Origin of the sequence: Aeromicrobium wangtongii, assembly GCF_024584515.1 — a bacterium.
GTDB lineage: Bacteria > Actinomycetota > Actinomycetes > Propionibacteriales > Nocardioidaceae > Aeromicrobium > Aeromicrobium wangtongii.
The window spans coordinates 1,761,711-1,777,129 of the sequence record NZ_CP102173.1 but is presented as its reverse complement, the minus strand read 5'-3'; the positions used below and the strand labels follow the sequence as shown (position 1 = coordinate 1,777,129).

Genomic DNA, 15,419 nt, shown 5'->3' with positions numbered 1-15,419 from the left:
TGAGGTCGACGGACCCGATTCCGTCCACCGCCGCGCGATCGCCCGCGCTGAGCCGATCAGCCACATTGATCGCCCCAGCCCCTTGGTTGGGCAGCTGGACGCTGTGGCCGCTCGTCGCCCACAGGACAGAGACCCCCGCGGGTCGATGTGCATGACTCGCCTATGCTCGTCGCGTCTCTAACGGGGGAAGCCGATGCTCGAAGGTCCAATGCTCGCGGTGTCGGGGCTGCGTGTGGCGAGTGTGCGGCTCTCGGTTGCCGCTCTCGCGTTTTTCGCGATGGGGATGCTCCTGTCTTGGTCGCGCATGGCCGTGCTGATCGTGCCCGTGGTACTCGGTGCGGTCGCGCTCGTTCTCGCGATCAGGGGGCGAGGATTCCCGGGCGCTCGCCCCGGCCGCGTCATCGCATTCGTGATGTCCGTGCTGGCCATGATCGCTCCCGCCGCCACCATCGCCGCGGTGCTCCTCCTCACGGGACCCCTGGCCCCGTCCGCGACCTACACGCTCACGGTCGACTCGCCGGAAACCGTCAACGTGGTCGTCAGGAAAGGCGCCGATCGCATGAGCGCGGCGTGGGACTCGGGCGACACCATCACTTTCGAGTCGAACGCGACGGTCATCGGAATCGGAGTGAAGACGTCGACCCGCACCACGGTGATCTCGTGCGAGATCCGCCGCGACGGCATCATCGTGGCCGCCGAAGAGCGCGCCGGATCAGTCGACTGCAGCTTTATCAAGGGCGACGAGTAGCCAAGCAGGCCCGAGCCAGACTGGCCGACAGCCGCTCACTCGAGCCAGCAACTCGGGGCTCGTGATGTCGGCGCCCGAGCGGAACGAGCCCTCTTCGCCGTAGGAGGCGGACAGAGGAAAATGCAAAGTGGCCCCGACCGCGTTTCCGCAGTTCAGAGCCACTTTTTCTTGGGTGTCCGAGGGGGGACACGGTCACTAATCATAGGGTTCAACTTGCCGTAGACCGCCGTGGAGAAGGCTGACATCCTCGTACACTTCTCGTCGGCGACGAGGAGCCCCGTCCGGCATAGCTCCGAGATCCTCAGCGCGATTGGCGAGCTCGTCGAGCTCGTCCGCCGCGTGCGCGGACGTCTGAGGGCTACACAATCACAAGCCATACCCAACAGGCTGCCGTAGCCCACTCATATCAGCTTGACGCTGCGACAGTCCGGTGCCTGGCGGTCAATTCAGGATCCTGCGCAGCCAGTTCTCGCGAGCATTGATCGCGGCAATTGAGAGCGCAGCCGTCGGTATCTCGAATTCAGATCCGTGATACATCCCGGGCCACACGTGCAGCTCGGCGATACCGCCCGATTGCCAGATCGTGCTGGCGTAGGCGACCGACTCATCGCGCAAAGGGTCAGCCGAGCCGACGTCGATGTATGTGGGTGGCAGACCGGAGAGATCAGCAACGCGTGCGGGAGCGGCGTACGGCGAAACGTTCTCGCTACCTCTCGCGCTACCGACGAGAGCGTTCCAGCAGGTCTCCACCGAGCCGCGAGTGAGGTTGCCAGCTTCTGTCAGCTGATGGCTGGATATCGTCGACAGCCGATCGTCCAACATGGGGCACTGGAGCATCTGGGCCAGAATCACCGGTCCGCCACGATCCCGGCTCATCAGGGTAATTCCTGCGGCCAAACCGCCCCCGCCACTGGAGCCGAACACGACGATTCGATCTGCGTCGAGGCCGAATTCGTCCGCATGCTTCGACAACCACAGGAGGCCCGCATACGAGTCGTTCACTGGTGCCGGGTCAGGATGTTCAGGCGCCAGACGGTAGTCCACCGACACGACAGCAAGCCCGTGCGGCGCAGCGAGATCAAGTGAGGCGCTCAGTCCATTCCGATGAGTGCCTGAGACCTGACCACCGCCATGCATGTTGTAGAGAACCGGGACGGGACCGGTGGCCGCTGTCGGGATACAAAGGATGAGTGGGATGTCTGGATCGCCATTCAGACCGGGCGCAAGGCGCTCCTCGACACGGTAGTCACCGTTACGTTCGAGAATCTCATTCGTCGCATCGAAGCTCTCCATCATGACTCTCAAGGCGGGAATTCCCTCTGGCCCCATCGGCTGGGGCCATGCCTCGATGACATCCGGGAGAACGACAGCGGACTCCGCATCGAACGGAGGCGGAGGCGGGAACTTCGCGCCTGCGCTCGGCTCGTCGAGCGTCCTTGTTCCGTGGCTATTCATACGAACTCCTAAGTCACATTCTGCTCGGCTTTTAGGAAGGGACCGGGGAGGGTGTGGGCGGGTTCGAAACCCGCCGACACCCACCCGGTCAACGCATCAGACGGTGCGACCGGCCGACTGCCGGACAGGGCTCCGCTTCATGCAGGCCACCGCGGCGGCGACAGAAAGCGCAGCTGCAATCAGGTACGCGATCGTGAATTGGCTGGATGCCGGAACTCCGGGAATCCCGGGCACGTCGCGTGCCGCGAGAATTACGCCGATGATCGGGCCCGCAATGGAGCTCGCGACGACCTGGGTGGTACCGAGCATCGTCGTCGCCATTCCAGCAAGCCGCTCCGGCACCGCGCCCTGACCGATTGCGTAGCAGGAAGCCGAAGCCACAGCACTCGCGAAACCATAGACAGCTACTCCGGTGACCAGTTGCCAGATGGAGCCATGAAACAGAGCCATGGAGGTGAACGAGAGAGCCATGACGATGAATCCAGTCACGGCCAGCGCATAGGGGCCGACCTTGATGAGACCAACCGCTGCGCCGCCGATCAAGTACGCGATGCTCCACGGGACGAGCAGCAGCCCTGTGCCCAGAGCGGTCAAACCCAGCCCGCCCATGTCCTTGGGCAGCTGTGCGACGTAGGGGGTGACGAGCATCAACGGGACGTTCGCCAGCCCGAATCCGAGAAGACCAAGCATCGCGCGGCGCATGTCGGGGTTCTGCAGAGTCTCGACATCGAAGATGGGCGTTGCGGACTGGCGTTCGATCCTGACCCAGATGACGGCCAGAACAAGACCGCCGATGACCAGTGAAAGGACGCGCCAATCCGTCCAACCCCACGACTGGCCTTGCGCCATCCCAAACAGGAGTGCACCAATCCAGGTGACGCCGAGCGCAACGCTCGCAATTCCGAGAGATCCCTCGGACGTGCCCTCGTCGGGCGGGATCACGACGTGGGCAGCCACCGTCGCAAGCGCCGCGCACACTCCGAGAATGAGGTACATGGTGCTGACCGAGACGTCGACCTTCTCGGTGAGTAGACCGCCAAGCACGAGTCCTGCGGTCATGCCGGTACCAGTCGCAATAGTGACGATCGCTGCGGCGGTTCTGATGGCATTGTCACCCGGCAGATGCCTGCGCAGCAGCGCGAAACCAAGGAAGTACACCGTCGAGCCGATGCCGATGAAGAACATAGCGACCAGGAGCATGGGGAACGACTTGAACAACCCAGCAATCAAGCAACCGACGGTGAGGAAACTCATCGTCACCACGTTCGCGCGGCGATCGCCGATGAGATCCGCCAATCGGGGAACGACGAGGGACGAGCCGCCGGCAACAAGGATGGGAAGCGTGAAGAGCCAGCTGACTTCGCTGGCCGTCAGCTTGAACTCGGTCTGCAAGGCAGGCAGAAGTGGGATGAGGATGACCGATAGAAGCCCGGAAAGCACGCCCAGCGTGGCGGACACCGTCATCACCACGTACTTCGTTCCTACGCTTGCTTCAGCACTTGCTTCGGCCCCTGATGGAACCTGTTGTGCGGTCATCATTCCTCCAACTGATTTTTCACATCTTGAAAGTGCCCGTGCCCCGGGCATGGGTTGTACTGCTCGACGTCAGGCGCAATATGTGCACCTGGCAGGTTGCTAGTTCAGAAGTCGGTGAAGCCACTCACTTCGCGCTCCCAGCGCTCCTCGCGAAATCGCTGCGGTCGGAGCGAATGCTTCGTAGCCGTGGTATCCGCCGGGCCAGACGTGCAGCTCCGCGATTCCTCCCGCAGCCCAGAGACGGCTGGCGTAGTCCACCGACTCGTCGCGGAACACCTCAGCGGAACCGACGTCGACGAAGGTCGGCGGCAGACCCGAAAGGGTCTCCGCACGTGACGGCGACGCATAGGCAGAGACGTACTCGCTTCGGCGCCGATCGCCGAGCAGAGCAGACCAGCCGAACTCGTTCGACTCGCGGGTCCAGGAACCGTGAGCCTGGAACTGAAGACTCGAGACGGTGTCATTACGCTCGTCCAGCATGGGGCTGTGCAGCATCTGGCCGATCAGGTTTGGACCGTTGCGGTCGCGGGCCATCAACGCCACGCCGGCGGCAAGTCCACCGCCTGCACTCATTCCTACGATGAGGATGCGCTCCGCGTCGATATTGAAGCGCTCGGCTTGCGCAAACAACCACAGCAACCCGGCGTAGCAATCCTCCACGGGTGCCGGGTCGGGGTGTTCGGGTGCGACCCGATAGCCGACAGCGACGATGGCTAGGCCCTCGCGCTCGGCGGTGCCCATCATGTAGTCGAGCTCAGAGCGGAGATTTCCGCACACCATCCCGCCGCCGTGCACGTAATAGATGGCGGCCGTGCGGTGAGTTGCGGCAGTTGGGGTGCAGATCAGCACCGGAACGTCCGGGGCGCCGTTGAGACCGGGTGCCGACAGTTCCTCGACCCGGAACGCACCCCCACACTCCAACGATTCATCAGTCGGATCGCTGTCGGTGGCTGCCTGCCGCATGCGCGGGAGCTTTTCGGCGGTCGCGGGCTCGGGATACATCTCCAGAACCATCGTCAGAGCCGAAACGCACTCTGCGTCGAATGGCGGCGGCGGACCGACCTCGGCATTTCCACGCGCCACTGAGGGCATTCGCAGCTCGCCTTCGTCTGCCTTGGCACTCATGCTTCGTCCCGCCCCACTTCCGGTTACAGCCACTTGTCCATGGCTATGATCCGGGTCACAGCCGGACGCGAGTACCCGCCCGACGGCGGCACTTACCCGCCACGCGGCGGGGAGTGCTCTCGGGTCGAACAATTCCTCGATCGGCTGTCGGAAAGGTTGGGGCGAAGGCCGGAGCATGACTGAGGTCACACTAAGATGGTGCGATGCTCATCCTCGCTGGCCGCCTCGAAGCGTTAGACCCCGATGCCGGCGCCGCACTCCGCGTCATTTCCTACTTCGACGCTTTGGTCGAGAACCGCGCGGGGCTCGAAAGCGTTGTGCGAGGCGCGGCGACCCTCTCGAATCATCGCGCTGGTCTGGAAGATGTCGAGCGTGGATCGCGGATTCTGATCCAGCCCGACGGCGCTCGAGTCCCCTACGAATCGCCCGATGACGACTGGCTGAAAGTGACCGTCACTGAGGGCGTCATGATGTGGCTTGCCGTACCAACGCCCGCACCTCCGGTGCAGATGATCGTCCTGGAAAGAGGTGCGCTCGCGGCACGTGCGGTTTTGGATCGCACGCGTAGTCGCACGGGACCGAAGCGCGAAGATCCGGCGCTCGTCGAGGTCTTGCTCGACGCCACGTACTCGCAGCAGGATCGAGCCGCAGCGGCCCACCAGCTGGGTATCGGCACCGAGACCCTGTGCAACGTTTTTGCGTCCTATGACGATGACCTGAACGTTATGCACCCTGCTGCTGCGCCGCTCGGCTGGCACCCGCGGCCAGCGGACCGAGACACTCAACGTGGAGGTTTCGGCCCAGCAGTCAGGGCTCTCGATCTCCCACAGACCGTCGAGCTAGCCCGGATGGCAGCCTGCTTCACGGCGGAGGGCACGGCGGCAGATCCCGGCCCTCGCCTGGTTCACGCCGACGAGCTCGGTTCCCTGATCCTGCTCGCCCGATCCATCGGTGACACTCCCCCATCAATGCCAGACATCGCCGCTCTCGAAGCTGCCGCCGCGACGGCCCCGTGGATGCTTGCAACGTTGGAAGCGTTCGCGTGTCACGGCAGTCTCCGCGCAGCAGCTGCCGGACTAACGGTCCACCACTCGACGCTTCAGGAGCGCATCTCCCATGCGGAGAGGATGTTGGGCTGGTCGCTTCGTGAAGTGGCAGGTCACCTTCGACTGTCATCCGCCCTCATGGTCCGGCGCCTTCTCCACAACGCTAGACAGCTGGGCCCGTACGCGGCAGCAGAGCAGCCCGCCGACCAGTCGGTCAGTTCCTTGAGTGGGCCGGCGTTGTCACCAGGCGTGGCTTCCTGAGGCCGAGCTCGCGGGTCACCCTGCTTGAAGCAGACGTCTGATCCAGGCATTACGAGCGTCGACGGCGTCCAGAGAAATCGGCGCATTCGGCACGTCCGCATCGAATCCGTGGAATCCGCCCGCCCAGATGTGCAGTTCGGCGCTGCCGCCAGCCGCCCAGATGCGACTGGCAAACGCCGTCGCCTCGTCTCGGAAGACTTCTGCGGACCCCGCATCGATGAATGCCGGCGGAAGACCGCCCAAGTCAGCTGCTCGACTAGGCGACGCATATATCGACGCCTCCACGTCGCGGTGCCCTTCGCCTAGCAGCGCTGTCCACGCCATCTCATTCGACGCGCGGGTCCACGTTCCATGGCGCGCGAACTGCTGGCTGGAGCTGGAGTCGTTTCGATGATCCAACATGGGGCACGACAGAACCTGACCCAACAGTCGGGGGCCTCCCCTGTCCCGGCTCATCAGCGCGACACCGGCGGCCAGGCCACCGCCGGCGCTGCTCCCGTAGAGGATGATCCTGTCAGGATCCACACCAAGCTGATCCGCATGAGCTACAAGCCACTCCAGCCCTGCGTAGCAGTCCTCGACAGGGATGGGATGCGGGTGCTCTGGTGCCAGCCGGTACTCGATCGACACCACAGCCAGCCCGGCCGGTGCCGCGAAGTCGAGCGTGACGCCGAGTCCGGTCCGACGGTCCCCCATCACCATGCCGCCGCCGTGGATGTTGTAGAGCACCGGCACCGGACCCGTTCGAACGGTTGGCATGCACACCGTGACGCCCATATCGGGTCCGCCATGCCAGCTAGGCGCGACGAGCTCGTCGACCCGATACGCCCCACCCCGTTCGAGCTCGGCGTCGGTCGAAGTCCAGTCGCCGATTTGGCGACGCATCAAAGCAAGACTTTCCAGCGTCAACGGTTGGGGAAACCAGAGGCTCAAGGCTTCGAGGGCAGACTCGCAGTCTGCATCGAACGGAGGCCGAGGTATGTCGGACTCCTGAGTAAAATCCGTCATCTGGCATACCCCCTTCTTGCCCATGATGGATACCTGGTTTACACAGCGCTGACGTGGACTTCGAGCAACGCAGCTTGGAGCCGACCCGAGATTTCGACGATATCGCCGACGCCGTCGATCCTGCGCAACAGATCCCGCTGCTCGTACACCTCGATCAGTGGCGCGGTCTCGCGAGAGTAGAGATTCAACCGACTCTCGATGACCTCTGCCGTGTCGTCGGTACGACCACTCAGCCTGGCTCGAGCCAACAGACGCTGGATAAGTTCATCTCGATCCACCGTCAGCTCGACGACTACGTCCAGCCCGGCACCATCTGCTGCCAGAAGATGATCGAGCTCGGCGACCTGCTCGACGGTCCTGGGATAGCCATCCAGGACGAAGGAGGTCTGCGCGTCTGGCCGCGCCAGTCGTTCGCGAACCATCTCGTTGGTCAATTCATCCGGTACGTACGACCCCTGGTCGAGGTGGAGCTGCACGATCTTTCCCAGTTCGGTCTGATCTCGCACATGCGCCCGAAACAGATCTCCCGTCGAGATGTGTGGCGCGTCCAGCGCCTCGGCCAACGTAATGGCTTGGGTCCCCTTCCCGGATCCGGGTGGTCCCATCATCAGCACTCTCATCTGTCGATCTACTACGTCGTCGAACGGGCACCGAGGGCGACACCGCCATCGACAACGAACTCAGAGCCTGTGCTGAAGGTGGCTTCGGCAGCCAAGAAGACGATCATCGAGGTGACCTCAGCCGACTGGCCCATACGGGGTATGGGTTGGGAGTCGTAGTACTCGGATGGTGCGCCTGCGGTCATAGGCGTTTCGATGAACCCTGGGTGCACCGAGAGCACACGGATGCCGGACCCTGCGAACTCGAGCGCCCCCACCTTGGTCAGGGCGCGCATACCCCATTTGGAGGCGGCATAGGCTGGCTCCCCTGCGACACCGAGCAGTCCGGATACCGAAGACACATTGATGATGACCGCGTCGACGCCCGACCGCTGCATCGACGGCACGACTTCACGCATTCCGATGAATGCTCCGGTGAGATTGATGTCGATCACGCGCTGCCACTCGGCCGTCGTCGTCTCGAGCCACGGCTTTTCCTGGGCGATTCCGGCGTTGTTGATCAGGATCGTGATCGGACCGAAGTGTGCCTCCGCCTCACGAACTGCGGCCTGCCACGATTCATCACTCGTCACATCGAGCTTCACGAAGAGCGCATTCGCGCCGATCTCCGTCGCGAGGTCGCGGCCCTCCTGCTCGAGGATGTCCGCCACGACTACCTTCGCGCCCTCAGCGACCAGGCCACGGACGTGTTCCGCCCCCATACCTCTGGCTCCACCCGTGATGATGGCGACGGCGCCGTCGAGTTTTCCCATGGTGTCACTCACTTTCTGTGCTGTGCCCGAGCGTCTGTCGCTCGTGCTGATAGGTCTGCTTGGTCAAAACTGGCTGAGAAGTCGATGTAGCCAATCAACTCGCGCGTGCACTGTGGCCCGAGATATGGACGCCGAGGGTGCGACGAAGTCATAGCCGTGGAAGCCACCCGGCCATACGTGCAGCTCAGCGCGACCTCCAGATGCCCAGAGTCGAGATGCGTAGGCGACGGCCTCGTCGCGGAAAACTTCAGCCGACCCGACGTCGATGAACGCGGGCGGTAGATCGGCCAGGTCTTGTGCGTAGGCTGGCGAGGCATAGTGCGACACGCTGGCGGTCCGTCGGCGATCTCCCAACAGTGCGGACCACGCCATCTCGTTGGTCTCGCGATACCAGGCACCACGACCCGAGAACTGGATGGCCGAGGTGGAGTCGTTGCCCTCGTCCAGCATCGGGCACACGAGCATCTGCCCGATCAGCTCCGGACCCTGACGATCGCGGCACATCAAGGCGAGCCCGGCGGCAAGACCTCCGCCGGCACTTGCACCATAGAGAACGATTCGACCCGGGTCGATGTTGAACTCATGTGCGTTGTCGACGAGCCAGTGGAGCCCGGCCCAACAGTCGTTGATCGGAGCGGGGTCCGGATGCTCGGGCGCGAGCCGGTACTCGACGGACACCAGTGCCGCGCCTGCCTGATCTGCCAGGGCGATCATCACATCCAGCTCCGAGCGCCGGGTGCCGACGATCATCCCTCCGCCGTGAATGAAGTACATGACTGGCGTCGGCACCGGACTGGAGGTGCGCTCACAGACGAGCATCGGAACATCGGGGTCGCTCGACACCCCGGGGGCCAGCTGCTCGTGGATCCGATATCGACCCTGACATTCCAGCACCGTGTTCGACGGATGGCTGTCGGCGTCGTGTTGCCTGACGTGGGCGATCTTGTCGAGCGTCAGCGGCTCGGCAAACAGGTGCGGCGACTGGACCACCTCGAGCGCCGCGGCACATTCGATGTCGAAAGGCGGAGGAGGAGAACTAACGTGCTCCTCGGGTGCCGTCGACGACTGTTCCGGTAAGTGCCGTTGAAGCTGAGAGACCACCAGCGTCTTCCGATCGGTCTAGAGATGTGTCGGTGCTTCAAGGGTCTCGGTTTGAGCGTGTATCAACCACCCGCCCAGCGGCGGCGGCAACCCGCCGGACGGCGGGTGGCGCGCTCGTATTGCCTACTGGGTTGCCGTTTCCGCTTCGAGACGCGCACGCGTGACATCAGACTGTTCCCAGCCGTTCTGCGTACCGCCTGTCCACGGTGCAACTGTGAGAAAGCGCCTGTTGTCATCCCATGAGGACTCCACCATGACCGCGTCAGACATCTCCTGCGCAGCTTCGATGTTCTCCCCGAGGATCTCCGCAGTCAGCTCTGGGTGATGGAAGCCCTCTGCGTTGTAAAAGGCGACCTTCGCGACCCGCCCCGCCCCGACGCTGAAGAACTGCCCCGTGACCGCGGTGTTCGTACCGCTGGCGAGATACGTAGTCGCCTCGGCCACCAGCTCGGGCTTGAAGTAGGTGGCGGCCCACCGAGCGGCGGCGGGATCATCGGCATCCGTGAGACGGGAGCGGCCAAAGGGGAGAATGCCGTTCACCAGGATGTTGTGGTCGCGTCCGTCGACGGCACTGCCCGTCGTCAATCCGAACAGACCCGCCTTGCCGGCTGCGTAAGGGACGGTCTGTGCCTGACCGAGCATGCCCGAGGACAGAACGTTGACGACGCGTCCGTACTTCTGCGACTGAAAGTGCGGCCAGCAACGACGGGTCAACATGTAGGGACCGAGCAAGTTCGACCCGAGGACGCCCATGATCTCGTCGTCCTCGAACTCGTGGACGTCGCCGACGACAGTTCCGCCGGCGTTGTTGACGAGCACGTCCACGCGGCCCCATGTTTCGATCGCCTTGTTGACGATCGCGGTCGCAGCATCCCCCGTGCCGACGCTGTTCCCGTCGGAGATGGCCTCGCCGCCACTGGCGCGAATCTCCTCAGCCACTGCTTCAGCGACCTCAGACGTACCTTCCCCGATGGCCGACCAGTCGCCGCCGAAATCGTTCACCACCACCTTGGCGCCGCGAGCGGCCAGGGACATCGCTGTCACGCGCCCCATTCCTCGTCCCGCTCCGGTGACGATCGCTACTTGTCCGTCGAACCTGATCATGATGGGAAGCCTTTCCTGCTGATTTGAGGACGCTACTTGCACACGTCTAACCCGCCTGCCTATGCAACAGGCCCCGGCTAGAGGGTTCTACCCGCCTGGCGGCGGCACCTGCCCGCCGTCCGGCGGGTGGTGCGATCGGATCTGAGGAATCACCGTTGATAAGAGTCACGACTAATCGATGGAGGAACGCACGATGCACCAGGCACACACGCCCGCAGGACGTGTGGAATCCCTGTTGCCCGAGCGCCTTCAGCGCCTGCGTCAAGCAAGCGGCCTCCCCGTAGTCTTCGGCGGAACCGTGCGCGACTGCGGACGGCGTCGCGAACTCACGATCGGTCGACTGATGGGAACCTACGGGCACTCACTGAGCCAGCTGATCGTTCCTGAAGGGCACGGCCTCGGGGGCGCCGTTCTTGCCTCCCGGAAGCTCGAGCTCGTCCGCGATTACGCATCCGCCGACACCATCACTCACCAGTTCGACCCCACCGTGGTCGGGATCGAGCAGCTCACGTCGATCCTGGCGGTGCCCATCGTCATCGAGGGCACCGTCGAAGCCGTCATCTACGGCGCCGTGCGTGACGGCCACTCGATCAGCGATCGTTCCATCCGGGCCGCTCAGGCTGTGGCCTCCCTGCTCGAACGCGATGCACAGAGCGGTCCGCAACCGGCAGCCCCTCGCGGACAGCGAGATCTACAGAAGGCACTCTCCGAACTGGCAGACATTCTTCAGACCACTACCGACCCGACGTTGCATCGCCGACTCTCTCGCGTCTACGACTCCTTGGCCACCGTGCAGCATCCGAAGACACAGGCCCGCACCGCGGTTCTTTCGGCCCGTGAGCTCCAGACCCTCCAGCTCGTCAGTACGGGCGCGACCAACGTGATGATCGCCGCCGAACTCGGTCTCGGGCCCGAGACGATCAAGTCATATGTGCGGTCCGCTATGCAGAAGCTGAATGCTGGCAGCCGCGGCGCAGCCGTCCACGCAGCACGCTCAGCTGGTCTACTCGTCGATCAGCGAGATTCCCCCATTTGGGGGTGCCTGGATGTGACGCAGCACTCAAAACTGTGAGCCATGTCGATCAACTTTCAGAACTATCGCGCTGCCCGTGACCAGCTGGTCGAGCTGGCGGGCCAACACCAGCGTGCTGCGGACGAGTTCGCCTGGCCGTCCGTCGGTCCCCGCTTCAACTGGGCCGTCGACTGGTTCGACCGCATTGCCGAGGGGAACGACCGGGCCGCCCTGATCATCGTCGAGGAGGATTCGTCACGACTGGAGGTCTCATTCGATCAGATGCGGCGACGGTCCAATGCGCTGGCGCGGTGGCTGTCGGTGCACGGCGTACGCCGCGGTGACTCCGTCATCCTGATGCTCGGCAATCAGGTGGAGCTGTGGGAATCGATGTTGGCCGTCATGAAGCTCGGCGCTGTCATCATGCCGACCACGACCGCCGCCGGTACGAGCGAGCTGGTCGACCGAGTTGAGCGGGGCGAGGCGAAGCACGTCATCTGCAACGTCGCGGATATCGCGAAATTCGATGGCACCAATGCCACATTGACTCGCATCGCGGTCGGGGCAAGCGACGGTTGGCTGAATCTGCACGACAGCTACGTCTTTGACGATATGCCGCTGGATCATCCCGGGACGGCGCCAGATGATCGACTGCTGCTCTACTTCACCTCAGGCACTACGAGCCGTCCTAAGCTGGTCGAGCACACCCAGATCTCCTACCCGGTCGGTCACCTGACCACGATGTACTGGCTCGGCCTTCGCCCGGGAGACGTCCACCTGAACATCTCCTCCCCCGGCTGGGCGAAGCACGCATGGTCGTGCTTCTTTGCGCCGTGGATCGCCGAGGCCACGATCTTCATCTTCAACTACGAGCGCTTCGATGCAGCCGCGCTGGTTGCCCAGCTACGCGGCAGTGAGGTGTCGACCTTCTGCGCGCCGCCCACCGTGTGGCGGATGCTGATCGGTGCAGATCTCGGAGACCGCCCCGCAGCGCTCCGCGAGATCATCGGCGCGGGCGAGCCGCTGAATCCAGAGGTCATTTCGCAGGTTCAGCGCGCTTGGGGTCTCGTACTTCGCGATGGATTCGGTCAGACAGAGATGACCGCGGCGATTGGCAACCTGCCCGGCGCCGTCCTGAAGCCGGGTTCGATGGGTCAGCCGCTGCCGGGAGTTCCCGTTGTGCTGATCGACCCGACGTCCGGCGAGCGAGTGGTCGAGGCGGGCCGAGAAGGAGAGATCTGCCTCGACCTTGAAGATGCAGGAGGGCGCCCCCTCTCCCTGATGACCGGTTACCTCGGCGACCCCGAGCGCAATGCAGCTGCCATGGCGGGGGGCGTCTACCACACTGGCGACATCGCAGTTATGGACGAGGACGGCTACATCACCTACGTGGGCCGCACCGACGACGTCTTCAAGTCCTCGGACTACAAGGTCAGCCCCTTCGAACTCGAGAGCGTGCTGATCGAGCACCCGGCCGTCGCCGAGGCCGCAGTTGTCCCGGCACCGGATGCCGTCCGGCTCGCCGTGCCCAAGGCGTACATCGCCCTGGCCGCCGGCTTCGAACCGAATGAGCAGACGGCCTTCGAGATCCTGAAGCACGCGCGTGAGAAGCTCCCGCCATACCTGCGGGTCCGTCGCGTCGAGTTCTTCGAGCTGCCGAAGACCATCTCCGGAAAGATTCGGCGGGTTGAGCTTCGCGGGCGCGAGGAGACATTGGCTGAGACCGCGGGGGCTGGCGCACTCGAGTGGCGAGACGACCAGTTCCCAGCGCTTCGCGCGCCCCAGTAGATCGCCTCGATCAGCACAGTTTCCAGCCAACGAAAGGTCGGCTTGATGGACATGGCACACGGCAAACGGGTCGTTTCACCCCGCTGGACCGAACAGGTCCCCATGCGCGACGGCGTGCGCCTCGCCACCGAGGTGTGGTTGCCCCGTGAAGAAGGTCGATTTCCGACCCTCATCCACCGCACGCCGTACGACCGCCGACTGTTGATCAACTTTTCTGAACCGCTGACGCCTTCTATCTTCCGGCTGCTGGACGCCGGATATGCGGTCATTCATCAAGACCTCCGCGGAACAGGCGACTCCGAGGGCGAGTTCGTGCCATCGCTGAACGACCGGACTGACGGCCCGGACACCATCGATTGGGTCACTCGTCAAGACTGGTCGGACGGGTCGACCGGAATGTTCGGCAGCTCGTTTGACGGATTCGTCCAGTGGGACGCCGCGTACGAAGGTGCCGAAGGACTACGCGCCATCGCGCCCGTCACCTCATCGGCAGACCGCTACAAAGGTGGGTGGTACTCCGCCGGTGGAGGGTTCTCGTTGAACACCGCCCACATGTGGACGGCAGCGCAGACGGCGGCACTAGTGGCGCGGAGCTTGACCAGCGCGCCAGACGCAGAGCGGCCCGCACTCGAGGCTCGAGTCGAGAACCTCGTGTCCGAGGTGGCCGAACCAAAGGAATCACTTGAGAGCATGCCCTGGCGCGACGCGCCCGCCTTCCAAGAGTCGCCGTGGTGGGCAGCATGGGCCGATCATCCCGCTCGCGACGACTACTGGCAAAACCACGGAGCTGCCGATCGCATCGACCAGATCCAGGTGCCCGCGCTGATCATCACCGGATGGTACGACCTGTTCTGCAATGTCGACCTCGGCGCTTTCCAGCGCTTGAGGGAATCGGGAGCATCTGAAGACGTGCGTGGCGGGAGCCGACTCGTCGTTGGTCCGTGGCATCACGGATACACAGAGGGCCGGTATCCCGATCGTTCATTCACCCATCGGGGAGACGCCTCAATGATGGATCTCTCGACGACATTCGTCGCCTTCTACGATCGTTGGCTTCGTGAGAAGAAGGATTCGCTGGATGGCGTCGCGCCAGTGAAGTTGTTCGTGATGGGCATCAACGAATGGCGCGACGAGCTGTCGTGGCCCCTTCCTGACACGAAGTACGTTGACTATTTTCTGTCCAGCACCTCCGGGGCACGTTCGGTCAACGGCGACGGAAAGCTCTCCTCCGCAGATCCTGCGGCAGACGGGATCGACATGTTCGTCTGCGATCCCCAAGATCCGGTTCTGACGCGGGGCGGCCGGAGTCTTTTCCACTCCGGGGAGTACCAGCCAACCGGCCCGGCCAATCAGGCCGAGATCGAGCAGCGAGGCGACGTGCTGTGCTATTCGACGAGTCCGCTGGACGACCCGATTGAGGTGACCGGTGCGGTCGAGATCCGCCTGCACGTCCAGACGTCAGCACGTGACACGGACTTCCACGCAAAGCTTGTTGACGTATATCCCGATGGCAGGGCGATCCTCTTGACGGAGGGCATGCTCCGTTTGCGCTATCGAGACTCGTTGGAGAGCCCATCCCTGGCTACTCCGGGCGAGACCTACGAGATCACCGTTGAGGTCGGATGCACCAGCAACGTGTTTCTCCCTGGTCACCAGATTCGTGTGGAGATCGCTGGGAGCAACTTCCCGCGCTACGACCGCAACACCAACACGGGAGGGCATATCGCCGCGGAGTCCGCGGCGGAGGCCATCGTTGCCGACAACTCGGTGCTCCACGGCCCGTCGCATCCGTCGAGGCTCGTGCTTCCCATCATTGACCGGCAGTGAAGCCGGTCGATCGAACACTATGACCGGCTCGCCCTG

13 protein-coding genes are annotated in these 15,419 nt (G+C 63.7%); 5 read left to right on the top strand and 8 right to left on the bottom strand.

Features of this window, described 5'->3' with window-relative positions:
• Positions 1–193: 193 nt before the first annotated feature.
• Positions 194–748: a hypothetical protein gene (locus NQV15_RS08815; RefSeq protein WP_232399449.1), complete on the top strand. Its 555-nt coding sequence runs from the start codon at positions 194–196 to the stop codon at positions 746–748.
• A gap of 441 nt (positions 749–1,189) precedes the next feature.
• Here NQV15_RS08815 and NQV15_RS08810 read toward each other — a convergent pair whose 3' ends face one another.
• The 3 genes from NQV15_RS08810 to NQV15_RS08800 form a co-directional block, all read right to left on the bottom strand.
• The gene (locus NQV15_RS08810) at positions 1,190–2,203 is read right to left on the bottom strand and encodes an alpha/beta hydrolase (protein ID WP_232399448.1); all 1,014 of its coding nucleotides are present in this window, start codon (positions 2,201–2,203) and stop codon (positions 1,190–1,192) included.
• Between the two features lie 96 nt (positions 2,204–2,299).
• Positions 2,300–3,739: an MFS transporter gene (locus NQV15_RS08805; RefSeq protein ID WP_232399447.1), complete on the bottom strand. Its 1,440-nt coding sequence runs from the start codon at positions 3,737–3,739 to the stop codon at positions 2,300–2,302.
• Between the two features lie 99 nt (positions 3,740–3,838).
• Positions 3,839–4,864 (bottom strand): alpha/beta hydrolase, encoded by a 1,026-nt coding sequence (locus tag NQV15_RS08800; RefSeq protein WP_232399446.1) that lies wholly within the window; start codon positions 4,862–4,864, stop codon positions 3,839–3,841.
• 203 nt (positions 4,865–5,067) lie between these two features.
• Between NQV15_RS08800 and NQV15_RS08795 the strand changes: the two genes are divergently transcribed.
• Positions 5,068–6,171 (top strand): helix-turn-helix domain-containing protein, encoded by a 1,104-nt coding sequence (locus tag NQV15_RS08795; RefSeq protein ID WP_232399445.1) that lies wholly within the window; start codon positions 5,068–5,070, stop codon positions 6,169–6,171.
• Between the two features lie 15 nt (positions 6,172–6,186).
• On the opposite strand, the gene NQV15_RS08790 is transcribed toward NQV15_RS08795, so the two are convergent.
• The 5 genes from NQV15_RS08790 to NQV15_RS08770 form a co-directional block, all read right to left on the bottom strand.
• Entirely contained in the window at positions 6,187–7,203 is a 1,017-nt protein-coding gene (locus NQV15_RS08790; protein ID WP_232399444.1) for an alpha/beta hydrolase, read from the bottom strand.
• A gap of 14 nt (positions 7,204–7,217) precedes the next feature.
• Positions 7,218–7,799: an adenylate kinase gene (locus NQV15_RS08785; protein ID WP_232399443.1), complete on the bottom strand. Its 582-nt coding sequence runs from the start codon at positions 7,797–7,799 to the stop codon at positions 7,218–7,220.
• A gap of 11 nt (positions 7,800–7,810) precedes the next feature.
• Positions 7,811–8,563 carry an SDR family NAD(P)-dependent oxidoreductase gene (locus NQV15_RS08780; RefSeq protein WP_232399442.1) on the bottom strand — a complete coding sequence of 251 codons (753 nt, stop codon included), beginning with the start codon at positions 8,561–8,563 and terminating at the stop codon, positions 7,811–7,813.
• Positions 8,564–8,614: 51 nt separating this feature from the next.
• Entirely contained in the window at positions 8,615–9,541 is a 927-nt protein-coding gene (locus NQV15_RS08775; protein WP_257125113.1) for an alpha/beta hydrolase, read from the bottom strand.
• Between the two features lie 234 nt (positions 9,542–9,775).
• The gene (locus NQV15_RS08770) at positions 9,776–10,756 is read right to left on the bottom strand and encodes an SDR family NAD(P)-dependent oxidoreductase (protein WP_232399440.1); all 981 of its coding nucleotides are present in this window, start codon (positions 10,754–10,756) and stop codon (positions 9,776–9,778) included.
• Positions 10,757–10,934: 178 nt separating this feature from the next.
• On the opposite strand from NQV15_RS08770, the gene NQV15_RS08765 reads away from it, so the two are divergent.
• Genes NQV15_RS08765 through NQV15_RS08755 form a run of 3 tightly spaced genes read left to right on the top strand, consistent with a single transcriptional unit; the run spans position 10,935 to position 15,383 of the window.
• Positions 10,935–11,828, top strand: a complete 894-nt coding sequence (locus tag NQV15_RS08765; protein WP_232399439.1) for a helix-turn-helix transcriptional regulator — start codon at positions 10,935–10,937, stop codon at positions 11,826–11,828.
• Between the two features lie 3 nt (positions 11,829–11,831).
• Positions 11,832–13,556: an AMP-binding protein gene (locus NQV15_RS08760; protein ID WP_232399438.1), complete on the top strand. Its 1,725-nt coding sequence runs from the start codon at positions 11,832–11,834 to the stop codon at positions 13,554–13,556.
• Positions 13,557–13,601: 45 nt separating this feature from the next.
• Positions 13,602–15,383 (top strand): CocE/NonD family hydrolase, encoded by a 1,782-nt coding sequence (locus NQV15_RS08755; RefSeq protein ID WP_257125112.1) that lies wholly within the window; start codon positions 13,602–13,604, stop codon positions 15,381–15,383.
• The last annotated feature ends 36 nt before the right edge of the window (positions 15,384–15,419 follow it).